Raw genomic sequence first — 14,364 nt, forward strand, 5'->3', positions numbered from 1 at the left:
ACACGCCGGTGGCCCCGGCCGCGCGGAGGCCGGGGGCACGCGCATGGTGCCGTTGGACAGGGACAGGCCGGAGTGGCAGACCCCGGCGGCGGCGATCCGCACCCGGACCTGGCCGGGTCCGGGGTCGGGCAGCTCGATGCCGGTGATCTCCAGCGGGGACCCGACGGCGGGCAGGACGGCGGTGCGGACAGCCATGGCGGACGGACTCCCGGACTGGAACCAATGCCGTGCAGTTGGCGCTGCGTGGGGGGGCGGGTGGTCAGGACGTCGATGCTGATGGTGGCTTTGTAGCTGGTCCTGTCGACGGTGCCCCTGGCGTTGTGCTTCGAGATGGCGCGTTTGGCGACGCGTGGCCGGGTGCGGATGCGGCGGTCGGGCATGAGGTCGGCCAGGATCCGGCGGCCGATGGTGCCGACGAGGTCGATCGCGGTGTCGTTGAAGACGCCCGCGGCCTGGACGAGCAGATCGCGGGCGGTGTTCAGGGCGCTGGAGAGGCTGGCCGGTCGGGGTCGCAGTCCCGGATGTGTGCCGGTGGCATCCGCCATGGCCAGTCGCAGGACCTGGTGGGTGACCGGCAGTGCGAAGACCTCCCGGGAAACGCCGGCGGGGGTTCGGGCACGAAGGACCCGGCCGCCGAGGATGGTGGACTTGATCTCCAGGTAGGAGGTCTCGACCTCCCATTCAGCTCGGCGGCGGGGTGCGCGTGGGGATCGGTCGGGGTCGTGACGAGACGGTAGGCGTCGCTGCGGCGCCCCTGTGAGGTACTGACGGTGATCTCGCAGTTGATGACGCGGACCGCCAGGCGGCGATGGTTTTCCGGCGCCGGACGTCCCGGGCTCCCGGTCGTCACAGCACGGTGCCGGTCCGTCCCGGATGTGCGGCTCCTCACTCCTCCAGGTCGGGCAGGCGCGCCGGGTGCGGGCAGATGCGGTCGCCGTTCTGGTCGAAGACGAGGAGGTGGGCGAGGTCGACCAGGAGCGGCACCTGCATGCCGTGGCGCAGGGCGAGGTCGGGGGTGGTGCGGACGATGAGGTCGCTGGGCAGGCGGGGCTCGGCGGACGCGGGGCGGGGGTCCGCGTCCCCGGGGTGGTCCAGGGTGACGACGGGTCCGGCCCGTCCCGCCGCGACCGCGGTCCGCTCCCGCAGCCGGGTGAGGACCGAGCCGTCGCGGCGGCGGCGCCGGGTGGGGCGGCCGGGGCGGGGGCGGGGTGCCTCCAGGTCGGGGACGACGGCGGGGCTGGAGCCGGTGTCGAGGTGGACGAGGATCTCGTGCCCCTGGAACTCGATGTGCTCGACGAGGCCGGTGATCGGCACCTCGCCGGGGCGGGCCGCGCTGTGCTTGGCGATCCGCACCGCCTCCGAACGCAGGCCCACGATGACCTCGCGGCCCTGCTGGACCCGCAGCAGCTGGTGGTCGAGCGAGAGCGGCTCGGGCAGCCGCAGGAACTGCTTGCCGAGGCTGATCGTCATCGCCCCCTCCAGGGGCGCTCGCACCAGGCCCCGGAGGAGATTGATCCGCGGGGTGCCGATGAAGGCGGCGACGAAGACGTTGCCGGGCAGCGCGTAGACCACCCGCGGGCTGTCGACCTGTTGCAGGACGCCACCGCGCAGCACGGCGACCCGGTCGCCCAGCGACATCGCCTCGGCCTGGTCGTGGGTGACGTAGATCGTGGTGACCCCCAGCTCCTTGGTGAGCTGGGAGATCTCGGCTCGCAGATGGGTGCGGAGCTTGGCGTCGAGGTTGGACAGCGGCTCGTCCATCAGGAACGCGGAGGGGTGGCGGGCGATGGCCCGGCCCATGGCGACGCGCTGGCGTTCGCCGCCGGAGAGCTGCCGGGGCAGGCGGTCGAGGAGGTCCTCGATGCCCAGCATCCGGGCGGTGGCGTCCACACGCGGGCGGTGGTCAGCGCCGGGGGCCTCGATGCGCAGCGGGAAGCCGATGTTGTCGCGGCTCGTCATGTTCGGGTAGAGGGCGAAGTTCTGGAAGACCATCGCCATGTTGCGGCCGGACGGCGGCAGGTCGTTGGCGTACTCGCCGTCGAGGAGCAGCCGGCCCTCGTCGATCTCCTCCAGACCGGCGATCATCCGGAGCACGGTGGACTTGCCGCAGCCGGACGGGCCGAGCAGCACGAGGAACTCGCCGGGCGTGATGTCCAGCGACAGCCGGTCCACCACGCGGGCGCCTCGCGTGTAGGCCTTGCTCACGTCCTGCAGGGAGATGGCGCGTGTCATGAAGGGCCCCCGAGGGGTCGTCCGGGCGATGGTGTTCCGCGGTCGGAAGCCTCGTGCGGTCGTACAAGGCTGTGGGTCACGGAAGTTAACGGAATGTGCCCGGGTGGGGGAAGACACGGGTCGGAATCGGTGGCTTCGGTCCGTCTGGTGAGAAGGCGGACGGCTAGATTCAGCCGCCGGCGGCGGAGGGGGACGGGGGTCAGACGACGCCGGTGAGGTGGGCGAAGACGACGACGTTCCCGGAGTAGCCCTTCCGGCGGTCGTAGCTGCCGCCGCAGGTGATCAGGCGCAACTCGGGGCGCCCCCGGGCGCCGTAGACCTCCCGGCCCGGGAAGTCCGCCTTCTGGTACGCCTTCACCTTGTCCACGGTGTAGACGGCGGTCCGGCCGTCCGCGCGCCGGGCCTTGACGATCCGGCCGCGCTTCAGCTCGGTCAGCCCCGCGAAGACGGCGGGCCCGCTGTGCGTGTCCAGATGCCCGACGGCCACGGCGGTGCCCTGCTCCCCCGGCGAGGCACCCTGCCGGTACCAGCCGACCAGCTTCGGGTCGTCCTCGGGGGGCGCGGTGAGGCGGTGCTCCCGGTCGAGGCCCAGGGGGATGACGGGGGCGTCGAGGCGGAGATAGGGGATGAGGAGGCGGGTGGGGCGGGAGGGGGGCAGGGGGCGGGGAGTGCTGGGAGTGGGTCTGGCCGTGTCGCGGGGGTTGCGCGGGGCGTGCTCGCCGGTGCCGGGGTGGGAGCCGGGTGTGCGGGTGGCGGAGGTGGCGGGACGCGTCCCCTGGGCGCCGGGGGTGGCGGGAGCGGCGGGCCCGGGGGGTGCCTTGCCCTGGGGCGTGCCGGGGGCGGGGGCGGGCTTCCGGGGCTGGTGAGGCCGGGGGCCGGCGTCGTCGGGCGGAAGGGCGGGGTCGATGCCGGAGGGGTCCGGCAGGGCGGGCTTCCGGGGCTGGTGAGGCCGGGGGCCGGAGGGGTCCGGCAGGGCGGCCGTTCCGGTGCCGGATCCGGTGCTGCCGCCGCGGCCGGCGGCGGGCGCGCCGCCGCCGTGCAAGACTGCCGGTCACGGCTTTACTGAGGTCACAGCGGTGAGCTTTTCGGTGACGGCGGCGGATACCGGGGCCGTCGCGGGGGCGACCTCGACGGGCACGCCGTTGAGGACCGCGTTGCCCGACAGCGGGTCGAGGGACCGGCCGTCGAGGAGCTGGTTGACGTTGACACCGGGGTCCTTGGCGGCGTGGCCGAGGCGGGTGCCGGGGCGGTCGTGGCCCCAGCCGTGCGGCAGGCTCACCACGCCCCGGCGGACCGCGTCGGTGACCTCGGCCGGTACGGTCACCTCTCCCCCGGCGCCCTTGACGCGCACCTGTCCCCCGTCCTCGACGCCCAGCCGTGCGGCGTCCTCCGGGTGGAGGTGCAGGGTGCAGCGGTTGGAACCGCCGGTGAGGACGGGCACGTTGTGCATCCAGCTGTTGTTGGAGCGCAGGTGCCGGCGGCCGACCAGGACGAGTCCCCCGGGGCGTTCGGCCAGGGCCGCGCGCAGGCGGGGCAGGTCCTCCGCGATCGGGCCGGGCAGCAGTTCCACCGTGCCGGAGACCGTCTTCAGCGGTTGCGGCAGGCGGGGCCGCAGCGGGCCCAGGTCGATGCCGTGCGGGTGTGCGAGCAGCCGCCGCAGGGTCAGCCCGTCCGGCCGGACGCCGAAGCCGTCGCCGTAGGGGCCGAGGCGCAGCATCAGGTCGAGCCGCCGCTCGGGGCCGTTGTCGCCGGTGAGTTGGGCGGCCAGCTCGCGGGGGTCCCGGCCGTGCACGGGCGAGTGGGGCTCCTCGACCGCCTTGCCCAGGGTCTGGTCGACGACCATCCGGTCGACGGCGGCCGGGTCGGTGCCGTGCATGCCCGTCACCGCGAGGATCAGCCGGGCCAGGATCTCCGTCTCCGCCATGCGGCCCGGCTCCAGCGGGACGGCGGGGCGGGTGTAGCGGACCTGGTTGCGCACGGCGAGGGTGTTGAAGGCGAAGTCGTGGTGCGGGCTCTGGGAGGGCGGGGGCGGGGGCAGGACCACGTGGGCGTGGCGGGAGGTCTCGTTGAGGTAGGGGTCGACGCTGACCATGAAGCCGAGTGAGGCGAGCGCCTTGTCGAGCCGGTCGCCGTCGGGTGCGGACAGCACCGGGTTGGCGGCGACGGCGATCAGCGCGCGGACCGGCTCTCCCTCCTCGGTCGCCGTGTCGATCTCCTCCGCGAGGGCGGACAGGGGCAGTTCGCCCTTGGCCTCGGGGTGCCGGCTGACCCGGGAGTGCCAGCGTCCGAGGGCGAAGCCGCGGCCGGGTCCGGCGGGGCGGGGGGTCTTGTCGGTGGCGGCCTGCGGGAAGAGCGCGCCGCCGGGCCGGTCGAGGTTGCCGGTGAGGATGTTCAGCACGTCGACGAGCCAGCTGGCGAGGGTGCCGTGCGGGACGGTGCAGCTGCCGATGCGGCCGTAGACGGCGGCGGTGGGGGCGGCGGCGAGGTCGCGGGCGAGGGTGCGGATGAGCCCGGCGTCGACGTCGCAGGGCCCGGCGACGGCGTCGGGGGTGAACTCCTTCAGGGCGTCGGCCAGTTCCTCGACGCCCTGGACGTGCGGGATCGGGTCGGTGAGCCCCTCCTCGAAGAGGACGTGGGCCATCGCCGCCAGCAGCAGGGCGTCGGTGCCCGGCCGTACGGCGACGTGCCGGTCGGCGAGCCCGGCGGTGCGGGTGCGCCGCGGGTCGATCACGACGAGGGTGCCGCCCCGGGCCTTGAGGGTCTTGAGCCTTCCGGGGAAGTCGGGGGCGGTGCACAGGCTGCCGTTGGACTCCAGCGGGTTGGCGCCGATGAGGAGCAGGTGGTCGGTGCGGTCCAGGTCGGGCACGGGGATGGCGTTGGCGTCGCCGTAGAGCAGGCCGCTGGAGACGTGCTTGGGCATCTGGTCGACCGTGGAGGCGGTGAAGAGGCTGCGGGTGCCGAGGCCGGCGAGGAGCAGCGGCGGATAGAGGGCGCCGGCCATGGTGTGCACGTTGGGGTTGCCGAGGACGACGCCGACCACGTGCGGGCCGTGCCGCTCGACGATCGGGCGGATGCCGGCGGCGACCGCGTCGAAGGCCTCTTCCCAGGTGGCCTCGCGCAGTTCGCCGTCCCGGCGCACCAGGGGGGTGCGCAGCCGGTCGGGATCGGAGTCGACGGCTCCGAAGGCGGCGCCCTTGGGGCAGACGAACCCCTGGCTGAACACGTCGTCGCGGTCGCCGCGGGCGTGGGTGACGCGGCTCCCCTCGATGGTGAGGGTGAGGCCGCAGGTGGCCTCGCACAGGGGGCAGATTCGCAGGGCGGTGCGGGACACGTGGTCCTCCCGGGGTCGGCGGCCGCGGTGACGCGCGGACGCACCTGAGCATACCGACCGGTATGCATGACGGGGAGGCCCTGACGGATCCGGGGCCGACAGGGATGGGACCTTTGGCCGGACTCCTGTGACGTCACCGAAGCCCGACCGGCCCCAGGCCGGGCGTGCACCACCCGGCAGGCCGACGATTCCAGCCGAGGACAGCCGAAGCGTCAGTCAGTCGGAGAGTCGGACCCCCGAACGATGCCATGACCCATCCTCACGGTCAGTCGAGCACGCGGGACAGATAGCCCCGCAGCATCTCCCGGGCCTCGTCGATGATCCTCGGGTCCCCGTCCGGCGCCGTCCGGAACGCCAGCTGCACCAGGGCGTCGGCGGTCTCCACGGCGACGAGGAAGACCCGGCGCAGATCCCCGTCGGGCTCACGGCCGAGGTAGCCGGAGAGCAGCTCGGTGAGGCGGTCGGCGACGCGGTGGTTGGGTTCGGTGTGGCGGGCACCCACAGGGATCTGGTTGCCGAAGTCGACCAGGGAGAAGCCGGGAGCGGTGCGCTTCATCTCCAGGTACTCGTCGAGCACGGTGTCCAGAGCCGTACGCCAGTCCGCGCCCCCCGCGGCCTCGCGCAGGCGCTGGGTGACGCGGGCGGAGTACCGCTCGAGGTTGCGCTGCGCCAGGGCGTCGGCCATCTGGCGCTTGTTGCCGAAGAAGCGGTAGACCGAGCCGATCGGGACCCCGGCCCGCTGGGCGACGGCGCGGGTGCTCAGGGCGTCGTAGCCGACCTCGTCGAGGAGGTCGGCACAGGCGTCGAGGATCCTGGTCAGGCGTTCGGCGCTGCGCCGCTGCACGGGCGGACGACGGAGCGATGTCGCGTGGGGCACGGGCTTCATGATGCCCGTCCGGTGCGGTCCGGAGAACCTCGCGTCCCGGACTGTGACCGAAGGGCAAGGGTGTGCGTCGGCGGGTGCCGCCGGGGTGCCGTCCGCGCCGCCGCGCCCGGCGCCGGCCCGGAGGCGGTGATGTCGGCGGTGCTCTCCACGGGCTCGCCGTCCACCACCCACACCGTGCCGTCGTCGGCGTGGAGACGGGCGGTGACGTGGTGGGTGCCGCGCGGGACGAGGCGGGCGGCCAGCCGGTGTCCCGGGGCGTGCAGCCGGGCGACCAGGCGTCCGTCGACGTAGAGGTGCGCCAGCCCGCGCCCCGCCTCCGCCTCGGCCGCCGCGCCGGCCGGCGAGAAACGGAAGTTGCGCAGGATCAGCCGTACGTCCCAGGCGCCGTTCCGGCCCGGCTGCACCTCGACCCGCACGCCCGGCGCGTCCTCCCGCTCGATCTCCCGGTAGGGCCGGCCCTCCGGGTCGCGCTCCCGCAGGAGCTCGCCGACCGGTGCGGGCGACGCCCCGTTCTCCCCCGTACCGCCGGAGCCGCAGCCCGCGGATCCGGCCAGGAGGACACAGACCGCGAGCACGGCCAGAGGTCCTCGTGTCCACGACATGCCGGGAAGCGTAGAACACCTGTCCGGCTCGGCGGATCGTCCTCAAGTCGGGTTCCGGTCATCCCCCGAGAGGAGGGCGCGTGTCCCCCTTGCGCCGGGGAAATCGCAATCCTACGGTACTGCATAGGAATCGGACGGCAAGGGAGCAGCGATCATGGGCGATGGGGGCACCACCCGCGCGAGCGGGTTCGGGCGCGAGGAAGCACGGAAGACCGCGGAAGGGCTGACCCACCTCTCCGGCTTCGGCAACGAGCACAGCTCCGAGGCCGTGCCGGGCGCACTGCCCGAGGGCCGCAACTCGCCCCAGCGGGCCCCGCTCGGGCTCTACGCGGAACAGCTGAGCGGGACGGCCTTCACCGAGCCGCGGGCGCACAACCGCCGCTCGTGGCTGTACCGGATCCGCCCCTCGGCCGCGCACCCGGCGTTCACCCGGGCCCCCAACGGCACGATCCGCACCGCGCCCTTCACCGAGACGGTGCCCGACCCCAACCGCCTGCGCTGGGACCCGCTGCCGGACCCGGCCCCCGGGACCGACTTCCTGGCCGGCCTGTGGACCCTGGGCGGCAACGGCGACGCCACCCAGCGCACCGGTATCGCCGTGCACCTCTACGCCGCCGACGCCTCCATGGAGCGGGTCTTCAGCGACGCGGACGGCGAGCTGCTGATCGTCCCGGAGCGCGGCGGGCTGCTGCTGCGCACCGAGTTCGGCCTGCTCCATGTGGAGCCGGGCCACATCGCACTCGTCCCTCGTGGGGTGCGCTTCCGTGTGGAGCTCCTGGACGAGTCCGTCCGCGGCTATGTGTGCGAGAACTACGGCGCGCCCTTCCGGCTGCCCGACCTGGGTCCCATCGGCGCGAACGGCCTCGCCAATCCCCGTGACTTCCGGGTGCCGGTGGCCGCGTACGAGGACGTCGAGGGCCCGGTGGAGGTGGTGAACAAGTTCTGCGGCAACCTCTGGACGGCCACCTACGACCACTCCCCGCTCGATGTCGTCGCCTGGCACGGCAACCATGTGCCGTACGCCTACGACCTGCGCCGTTTCAATGTGCTGGGCAGCATCACCTACGACCACCCGGACCCGTCGATCTTCACGGTGCTGACCTCGCCTTCGGACACCCCCGGCCTCGCCGGGGTGGACTTCGTGGTGTTCGCGCCGCGCTGGCTGGTCGGCGAGGACACCTTCCGGCCGCCGTACTTCCACCGGAACGTGATGAGCGAGTACATGGGCCTGATCGAGGGCGCGTACGACGCCAAGACGGCCGGGGAGGGCGGTTTCGTACCGGGCGGCGGTTCGCTGCACACCATGATGTCGGCGCACGGCCCGGACCGGGAGACCTTCGACCGGGCCAGCGCCGCCGAGCTGAAGCCGCAGAAGATCGACGACGGCCTGGCGTTCATGTTCGAGACCCGCTGGCCGCTCACCCTCACCCCGCACGCGGCCCGCGCCGAGCACCTCCAGCAGCGCTACGACGACGTCTGGCAGGGGCTGGAGCGGCACTTCACCCCCTTGCACTGATCATTTCCTACCGGTACGGATGGCCCGTGACCTCCTTCGCCCCGGACTCGATCGTCCTGAACCGCAAGCTGCCGCTCTGGTACCAGGTGTCGCAGTCGCTGCGCGCCTCGATCCTCGGCCGCTCGCCCCAGGACCCGCTGCGCCTGCCCACCGAGGAGCAGCTGGCCGGGCACTACGGCGTCAGTGTGCTGACCATGCGGCAGGCCCTGAAGGAGCTGGAGGACGAGGGGCTGATCTCGCGCCACCGCCGCCGGGGCACGTTCATCGAGCCGGACGCGCGCCGGGGTTCGCCGGTGCGCCTGCTCGGCTCGGTGGACGCGATCGTGGCCCAGCAGTCCGGGATGACGACGGAGCTGCTGGACCACGGCACCGCGCCCGTACCGGGCGAACTCACCGAGTTCTTCCCGGATCTGGCCCGGGTGGCGACGTACCACCGGCTGCGCGGCGACGAGAAGACCGGGGAGCCGACGAACCACGCCCGCAACTACGTCCGCCCCGAACTGGCCGCGCGCATCGACCTGGACGACCTCGTGCGGTGGCCGATGACCAAGGTGCTGCGGGACGCGGTGGGGGCGGACATCAGCCGCATCACGGACACGGTGGAGGCGCGGCTGGCCGACCCGGAGACGGCCCGGCTGCTCCACGTGCCGCTGCTGAGCCCGATCCTGCACTACACGGGCATCACGTACGACACCGAGGGCCGGCCCCTGGACGTGGCCGTCATCCACTACCGCGGCGACCGGTTCTCCTTCACCGTGACCCTGGACGCCACGTGAGCGCACCGGCCTCGCGGGGGCGCGTCGGGCCGTTCCCCGCGCCCCTGCCGGGCACCGGACACGTCGTACGATGCCCGGCGTGACGCACGACGACGCTCCGCCGCTGGCGGACCTCATGCCGTGGTCCGTCGCACCGCCGCGGCTCGGCCGGGGCTGGCCGGCGGGCCCCGACGCGGCATCCCTGAAGGCCCGCTGGGACACCTTGGTGAAGGCCGAGGGGCCCGACCGCGAGGCCCTGTTCGAGCCGAGTCGCTCGCGTACCCTGCACACGGCGGTCGGCCAGCTGCCGGGCCGTGCGGACAGCGGCACGGAGAAGCTCGTCCGCACCTCGGGCCCGTGCCCGGAACCCGTCAGGGTGCTGTCCGCGCCCTACGACGAGCAGTGGCTGATCCCCGACCAGCGGCTGATCGACGCCGCCCGCCCGGAGCTGTGGCGGGTGGCGGACGAACGGCAGGTGTTCCTCGTGGAGGCACCGGAGACCCTGCTGGCGACCTCGCTGCTCCCCCTGCTCCGCACCGGCCGCGTCCGCCCGCTGTTCCGGCGGCCCGGCGGGCGCGAACCGAACCTGGCCCCCGGTCTGCTGGAGCACCTGGGCACCCGCCTGGGCGCCACCCCGACGCCGCTGGACGTCCTGGCCTGGATCACGGCCGCGGCCCGTCCGGACCTGAGCGTGCCGCTCACCGGGGACGCCGACGCGTGGGAGCGGGGCCTGGAGCGGGGGCACCGGCTGCTGTGGCTGATGCGGCGCGACGGCGAGCGCCCGAAGCTGCCGGGCGGCCGCCGCCCCTACGTCCGCGCCCCGCTGCCCTCCCGACCCCTGTCCCTGCGCTACGACCGGGACGAGGAGGCCCTGTTCCTGGACGAGGGCCGCGTCTCCCCCGTGCCGCCGGAGGCCTGGGACTTCGAGGTGGGGGGAGTGCGCGTCCTGGAGCAGTGGTTCGCCGCGCGCGTCGCCGCCCCCGAGCCGGGCACGCTGGCGGCGGTCCGCCCCGCGACCTGGCTCCAGACCTGGACGTCGGAACTCCTGGAGCTCATCACGGTCCTGGCGCTGCTGGCCGAGCTCCGCCCCCTCGGGGAGCCGGTGGCCCCGGCCCCGGTCACGGCGACGGACCTGCGGGAGGCGGGTGTCCTCCCCGTGCCGGCCGCGGCCCGCCGCCCGGCCTCCGTGCTGGCCGGCCCCGAGGAGGGCCCGGAGGGGCAACTCGCCCTGCTCTAGCGCGCGTCGGCGAGGAAGGCCGCGAGGCTGTCGAGGAGCATCGTGCTGCCCTGCTCGGCCATGTCGCGTTCCTCGGCGGTGTCACAGGTCTGGTGCAGCTCGATCCGCGTCCGGTGGTCGTCCTGCTCGTGCAGCTCCATGGTCATCGCGGCCGGTTCGGGCTTGCCGGGGAAGTCCATGCCGATCACCAGGCGCCGGTTCTCGGCGACCTCGATGTAGGAGCCGGTCAGCGGGAACCGCCCGCCGTCCGGGGTGACCATCGTCGCTCTCCACCCCCCACCCGGCCGGACGTCCATCTCGACGGAGCCTTCGACGGCGCCCGCCCAGCGCGCGTACTGCTCGGGGGTGGTCCACGCCCGCCACACGGCGCTCGCGGACGCGTCCAGAGTCCGGGTCAGGGTGTAGGTGTGTCCGTCGGCCGCAGAGGTCTGTCCAGAGCTCATCGTCGTTCTCCTGCGTCTCGGTCCCGTTCGGGTTGTCGCTCCTGTAGACGTCCGCGGGCGGGAGAACTCGTCGGTGGACCGGCCCGGTCAGCGCGCGTCGGGGTCGACGACGTCGAGAACGCGTTCCAGCGCCCGCCGCAAGACCGCCTCCAGGACGAGGCCGACCGGCTCGCCGTCGGCATCGCCCTGGTGGACCGGTGCCGGGTCGCGCACACCGGGTCGCCGGCGCAGCTCACGACACTCGTCGGGGCACGCCGAGGCGGTTGTGGCGGACCCGGACGCGCTCGTGGGGGCGGCGGGCGTGCTCGACCGGCTGACGGGGCGCAGCCGAGGCTCGACCGCGAGCGCAACGCCGTCGGCGCGATGGGCGAGGACCCGACGCCCACCCTCCCGCTGCTGGTGCGCGCCCTGGACGCCGCGGGCGTGCCGCTGCTCGACGCGAGCCTGCGGCCCCCGACCCTCGACGACGTGTCCCCGCGCCTGACGCGGGACACGGCCCGGACCCCCGGTGAGAAGGAGCGTGCGGCATGAGTTGCCGGCGTACGACGGAGCCGCGATGCTGGGCCGCCGGCTGACGCGGACGCGCAACAACCCGGGCCTGCTGATCCTGACCCAGGACGATGCCGGTCAGCATGCCGCTGTTCCTCGGTCACGTCTTCGGCAGCGCGCTCGTGATGCCGGGCGCGGAGTACCGGTCGTTCCTGGTGCCGGGCCTGCTGGCGGCGCCCGCCGCGGGCGGGATCATGACCGGCATGTTCCAGGCGGCCCAGGACACGTACCCGGGGGGTGACGAGCCGGTTCCGTACGCGACCGACGAGCCGGGCGGCCGTGCCGCTGGGGCAGGCCGCGGCAGATGGGGTGGCCACGGCGGCCGGGATGGTGCCGTTCCTGCCGGCGGCCCTCGCGGTGGGCCGGCGCGTCGAGGGCGGCCGCTCCGGGCGGCGGGCGGCGTCGCCCTGCTGCTGTTCCGTTTCGCGTGCATCTGGGCCGGGATCCACCTCGGCCTGCTCACGCGGAACGAGGAGGCGGCCGGTCAGCTCGGCGGCGCCACGTTCCCGCTGCCGCTGCTGTCCAGCGTCTCCGTCCCGGCGAGCGGGCTGCCGGGCTGGCTGCCGACGGTCGCCGAGTGGAACCCGATGAGCGCCGTGGCCACGGCCCTGCGTGTTCGGCAACGCGCCGGTGCCCGCGGGGGCGGCCCGGCCGGTGGGGCAAACGATTCCGTATCGGACGGATCCGTTCTTCCTCCGCGATTCGCATCGAGGCGTCCCCTCGGAAGTTGACTGTGCCCTGGGGGCATGGTTTCCACTCGCTCCAGCACATGGCGATTCCCGGCCCTCGAAGGAACGATTCTGATGGACCTACCACAGCCCGAAAAGAAGCGAAACGTGACGGACCTCCCGACTCCGCCGAAACCCGCGCATGCATGGCCGGTTGTGGACGACCGGCCCTTCGGCGCGCACTTGAGGATGAGTTGGTGGAAACCGCTGCTGGTCATCCTGCTGCCACCGGTGGTGCTGGTGGTGTTGCAGGTTCTGGGCTACCAGCTTGTCGGCGTCATCGAGGGAAGCGACGACCCCTTGGCGCCGGCCATGACGCCGTTGAAGTTTCTGGCCGTGAACCTCGCCACCATCGCGACGGGCGCACTGGCGGTACTGCTCCTGGCATGGTTGGGCAAGGTGCCCTGGCGCAGGCTGATCAGCTCACCGCGGCCCTTCGATCCCCGCCGGCTCACACGGTACCTGCTCGGTGCGGCGCTCCTGGTGGCTGCGGGGATCGGCGTGGTGGCGCTCATCGCTCCCGACTCTCCCGGATGGATCGCGTTCGGCGTGTCCGGCACGACCATCACCATTCTCCTGCTGACTCTGTTCACTACGCCGCTCCAGGCGCTCGGCGAGGAGCTGATGTTCCGAAGCGCTGCGCTGCCCGCCGCCGCATCCTGGGTGCGTGCGGTCCGTCCTGCCCTGCTTCTCGGCCTCATCGTCTCCAGCTTGTCCTTCGCGTTGCTCCACGGATCCTCGGATCCTTGGCTGTTCGGCTACTACGTCTTCATCGGCGTCTCGACCGGGCTGATGACGACGGTGAGCCGCGGTATCGAGGCACCCGTCGCCTTCCACATCGCCAACAACGTCCTCTTCACCACCGTGAATACGCTGATGTCGGACGGTGAGCCGTTCACCATCGACCGGTCCTCCGGCAGCGGGGATGCGTCCGTCCTGATCCTCGGGGCAGTCAACATCGCCATGCTGGTGCTCGTGTGGCTGCGTGAGCGACGGGTCCCGGCCACCCGCTGGCGCCGCGCCCCCGTCGAGTCGTCCCGCGCAGGTGGGTGAGTAGGTATGCGGCGCCGCGACATGCGGTGACACAGGAAGAGGAGACCATGGCCTGGAGCACTCGAAAGATCGCCGAGCTGTCAGGAATCACGGTGAAAGCCGTGCGCTACTACCACGAGATCGGCCTGCTCGAAGAGCCGGACCGCACATCCAACGGCTACAAGCAGTACGAGATCCGCCACCTGGTACGGCTCCTGCAGATCAAGCGACTGACCGGATTGGGCGTGCGGCTGCCACAGGTCGCCGAAATGGGAGAGAACCTGGACGACCAACGGTCCGTTTTCCGGCTCCTCGACACCGAACTGGAAGCGACGATAGAGCGGCTTCAGCGCATTCGCGAAGAACTGGCGGTCCTGTCCCAGCCCGGGGCAAGACCTGACCTGCCACCCGGTTTCAACACCGCCGCACAACACCTGCGCGACAACGATCGAGCGCTCCTCATGATCTATGGCCAGGCGTATTCCGAAGAGTCGATGGACTCGGTGCGTCAGATTCTCGAGGCACGCCCCAACGACGCCCTGGACGAGGAGTTCCGCGACCTACCCGAAGATGCCGACGAAGCCGCACGACAGGCACTCGCCGAACAACTCGCACCGCTCATGGACGACAGTACGTCCGCCAACCCAGTCACGCTGGAGCCTGCAGCACGTACACCTCAGCAGACCGAAGCGGCACGAAGCACCACCGGCCGCGCCCTCGAAGCGCTCTACAACCGTGCTCAACTCGACGTGCTGCGCCGGGCCCATCAGATACACACAGCCGGCATTGACACCGACTGAACCGTTCGTGGATGTTCATGCCGTGTCGCTTGTGCCGACCGGTGCGGTACGGGCTGTCGGCGACGAACCGGTCGATCGGCAGCAGGGTGCCGTCGAGGATGACGCATGCCTTCGCCTGGATCATCTGCGTGGCCTCGTCCAGGGTCGGCGCGGGGGCGGCAAGCACCTCGACGGCCTCGCGTGTGGAGCGGAACACGGTCGCGGCTGCGATGCCGGACCCTGCGGTGAGCTGGGCACAGGCATCTCCGCATCG

The 14,364-nt window shown here is 72.7% G+C and carries 13 protein-coding genes and 3 pseudogenes; 7 read left to right on the forward strand and 9 right to left on the reverse strand.

Annotation, left to right across the window (positions count from 1 at the left end; translation table 11 throughout):
• Window positions 1-33 precede the first annotated feature (33 nt).
• The 6 genes and pseudogenes from ACFW6P_RS04920 to ACFW6P_RS04945 all read right to left on the reverse strand — a co-directional run.
• Window positions 34-195, reverse strand: a pseudogene (locus tag ACFW6P_RS04920) (alcohol dehydrogenase); the annotation flags it as partial.
• 690 nt (window positions 196-885) lie between these two features.
• Window positions 886-2,232: an ABC transporter ATP-binding protein gene (locus ACFW6P_RS04925; RefSeq protein ID WP_386422948.1), complete on the reverse strand. Its 1,347-nt coding sequence runs from the start codon at window positions 2,230-2,232 to the stop codon at window positions 886-888.
• A 199-nt stretch (window positions 2,233-2,431) separates the two neighbouring features.
• Complete coding sequence (locus ACFW6P_RS04930; RefSeq protein ID WP_386350577.1) at window positions 2,432-3,274, reverse strand: class F sortase; 843 nt, start codon at window positions 3,272-3,274, stop codon at window positions 2,432-2,434.
• Window positions 3,275-3,283: 9 nt separating this feature from the next.
• A complete protein-coding gene (locus ACFW6P_RS04935; RefSeq protein WP_386350574.1) occupies window positions 3,284-5,563 on the reverse strand; it encodes a molybdopterin oxidoreductase family protein in 2,280 nt (759 codons plus the stop codon).
• Between the two features lie 265 nt (window positions 5,564-5,828).
• On the reverse strand, window positions 5,829-6,449 hold the full coding sequence (locus tag ACFW6P_RS04940; protein ID WP_386350572.1) for a TetR family transcriptional regulator: 621 nt from the start codon (window positions 6,447-6,449) through the stop codon (window positions 5,829-5,831).
• Window positions 6,446-7,051, reverse strand: a complete 606-nt coding sequence (locus tag ACFW6P_RS04945; RefSeq protein WP_386350570.1) for a hypothetical protein — start codon at window positions 7,049-7,051, stop codon at window positions 6,446-6,448. The genes ACFW6P_RS04940 and ACFW6P_RS04945 overlap by 4 nt, the downstream gene beginning before the upstream one ends.
• A gap of 154 nt (window positions 7,052-7,205) precedes the next feature.
• On the opposite strand from ACFW6P_RS04945, the gene hmgA reads away from it, so the two are divergent.
• From hmgA to ACFW6P_RS04960, 3 genes are all read left to right on the forward strand, one after another.
• The gene (gene hmgA, locus ACFW6P_RS04950; protein ID WP_386350567.1) at window positions 7,206-8,567 is read left to right on the forward strand and encodes a homogentisate 1,2-dioxygenase; all 1,362 of its coding nucleotides are present in this window, start codon (window positions 7,206-7,208) and stop codon (window positions 8,565-8,567) included.
• A 26-nt stretch (window positions 8,568-8,593) separates the two neighbouring features.
• Window positions 8,594-9,343, forward strand: a complete 750-nt coding sequence (locus ACFW6P_RS04955; protein ID WP_386350564.1) for a GntR family transcriptional regulator — start codon at window positions 8,594-8,596, stop codon at window positions 9,341-9,343.
• A 70-nt stretch (window positions 9,344-9,413) separates the two neighbouring features.
• Window positions 9,414-10,559 (forward strand): type ISP restriction/modification enzyme, encoded by a 1,146-nt coding sequence (locus ACFW6P_RS04960; RefSeq protein ID WP_386350561.1) that lies wholly within the window; start codon window positions 9,414-9,416, stop codon window positions 10,557-10,559.
• Here ACFW6P_RS04960 and ACFW6P_RS04965 read toward each other — a convergent pair.
• A complete protein-coding gene (locus ACFW6P_RS04965) occupies window positions 10,556-11,002 on the reverse strand; it encodes an SRPBCC domain-containing protein (protein ID WP_386350558.1) in 447 nt (148 codons plus the stop codon). The two genes, ACFW6P_RS04960 and ACFW6P_RS04965, sit on opposite strands and share 4 nt — an antisense overlap.
• Before the next feature lie 87 nt (window positions 11,003-11,089).
• Complete coding sequence (locus ACFW6P_RS04970; protein WP_386350555.1) at window positions 11,090-11,215, reverse strand: hypothetical protein; 126 nt, start codon at window positions 11,213-11,215, stop codon at window positions 11,090-11,092.
• Window positions 11,216-11,365: 150 nt separating this feature from the next.
• Here ACFW6P_RS04970 and ACFW6P_RS04975 point away from each other — a divergent pair, with 150 nt between their 5' ends.
• The 4 genes and pseudogenes from ACFW6P_RS04975 to ACFW6P_RS04990 all read left to right on the forward strand — a co-directional run bounded on the left by ACFW6P_RS04975 (window position 11,366) and on the right by ACFW6P_RS04990 (window position 14,111).
• The gene (locus ACFW6P_RS04975; RefSeq protein WP_386350553.1) at window positions 11,366-11,533 is read left to right on the forward strand and encodes a hypothetical protein; all 168 of its coding nucleotides are present in this window, start codon (window positions 11,366-11,368) and stop codon (window positions 11,531-11,533) included.
• Window positions 11,534-11,558: 25 nt separating this feature from the next.
• Window positions 11,559-12,220: pseudogene (locus tag ACFW6P_RS04980) on the forward strand (ABC transporter permease); the annotation flags it as partial.
• Window positions 12,221-12,354: 134 nt separating this feature from the next.
• Window positions 12,355-13,332 carry a CPBP family intramembrane glutamic endopeptidase gene (locus ACFW6P_RS04985; RefSeq protein ID WP_386350550.1) on the forward strand — a complete coding sequence of 326 codons (978 nt, stop codon included), beginning with the start codon at window positions 12,355-12,357 and terminating at the stop codon, window positions 13,330-13,332.
• 47 nt (window positions 13,333-13,379) lie between these two features.
• Window positions 13,380-14,111: a MerR family DNA-binding transcriptional regulator gene (locus tag ACFW6P_RS04990; protein ID WP_386350548.1), complete on the forward strand. Its 732-nt coding sequence runs from the start codon at window positions 13,380-13,382 to the stop codon at window positions 14,109-14,111.
• A gap of 10 nt (window positions 14,112-14,121) precedes the next feature.
• Here the strand turns inward: ACFW6P_RS04990 and ACFW6P_RS04995 are convergent.
• Window positions 14,122-14,364, reverse strand: a pseudogene (locus ACFW6P_RS04995) (IS5/IS1182 family transposase); the annotation flags it as partial.

Origin of the sequence: Streptomyces sp. NPDC058741, from assembly GCF_042746715.1 — a bacterium.
Taxonomy (GTDB): Bacteria; Actinomycetota; Actinomycetes; order Streptomycetales; family Streptomycetaceae; genus Streptomyces.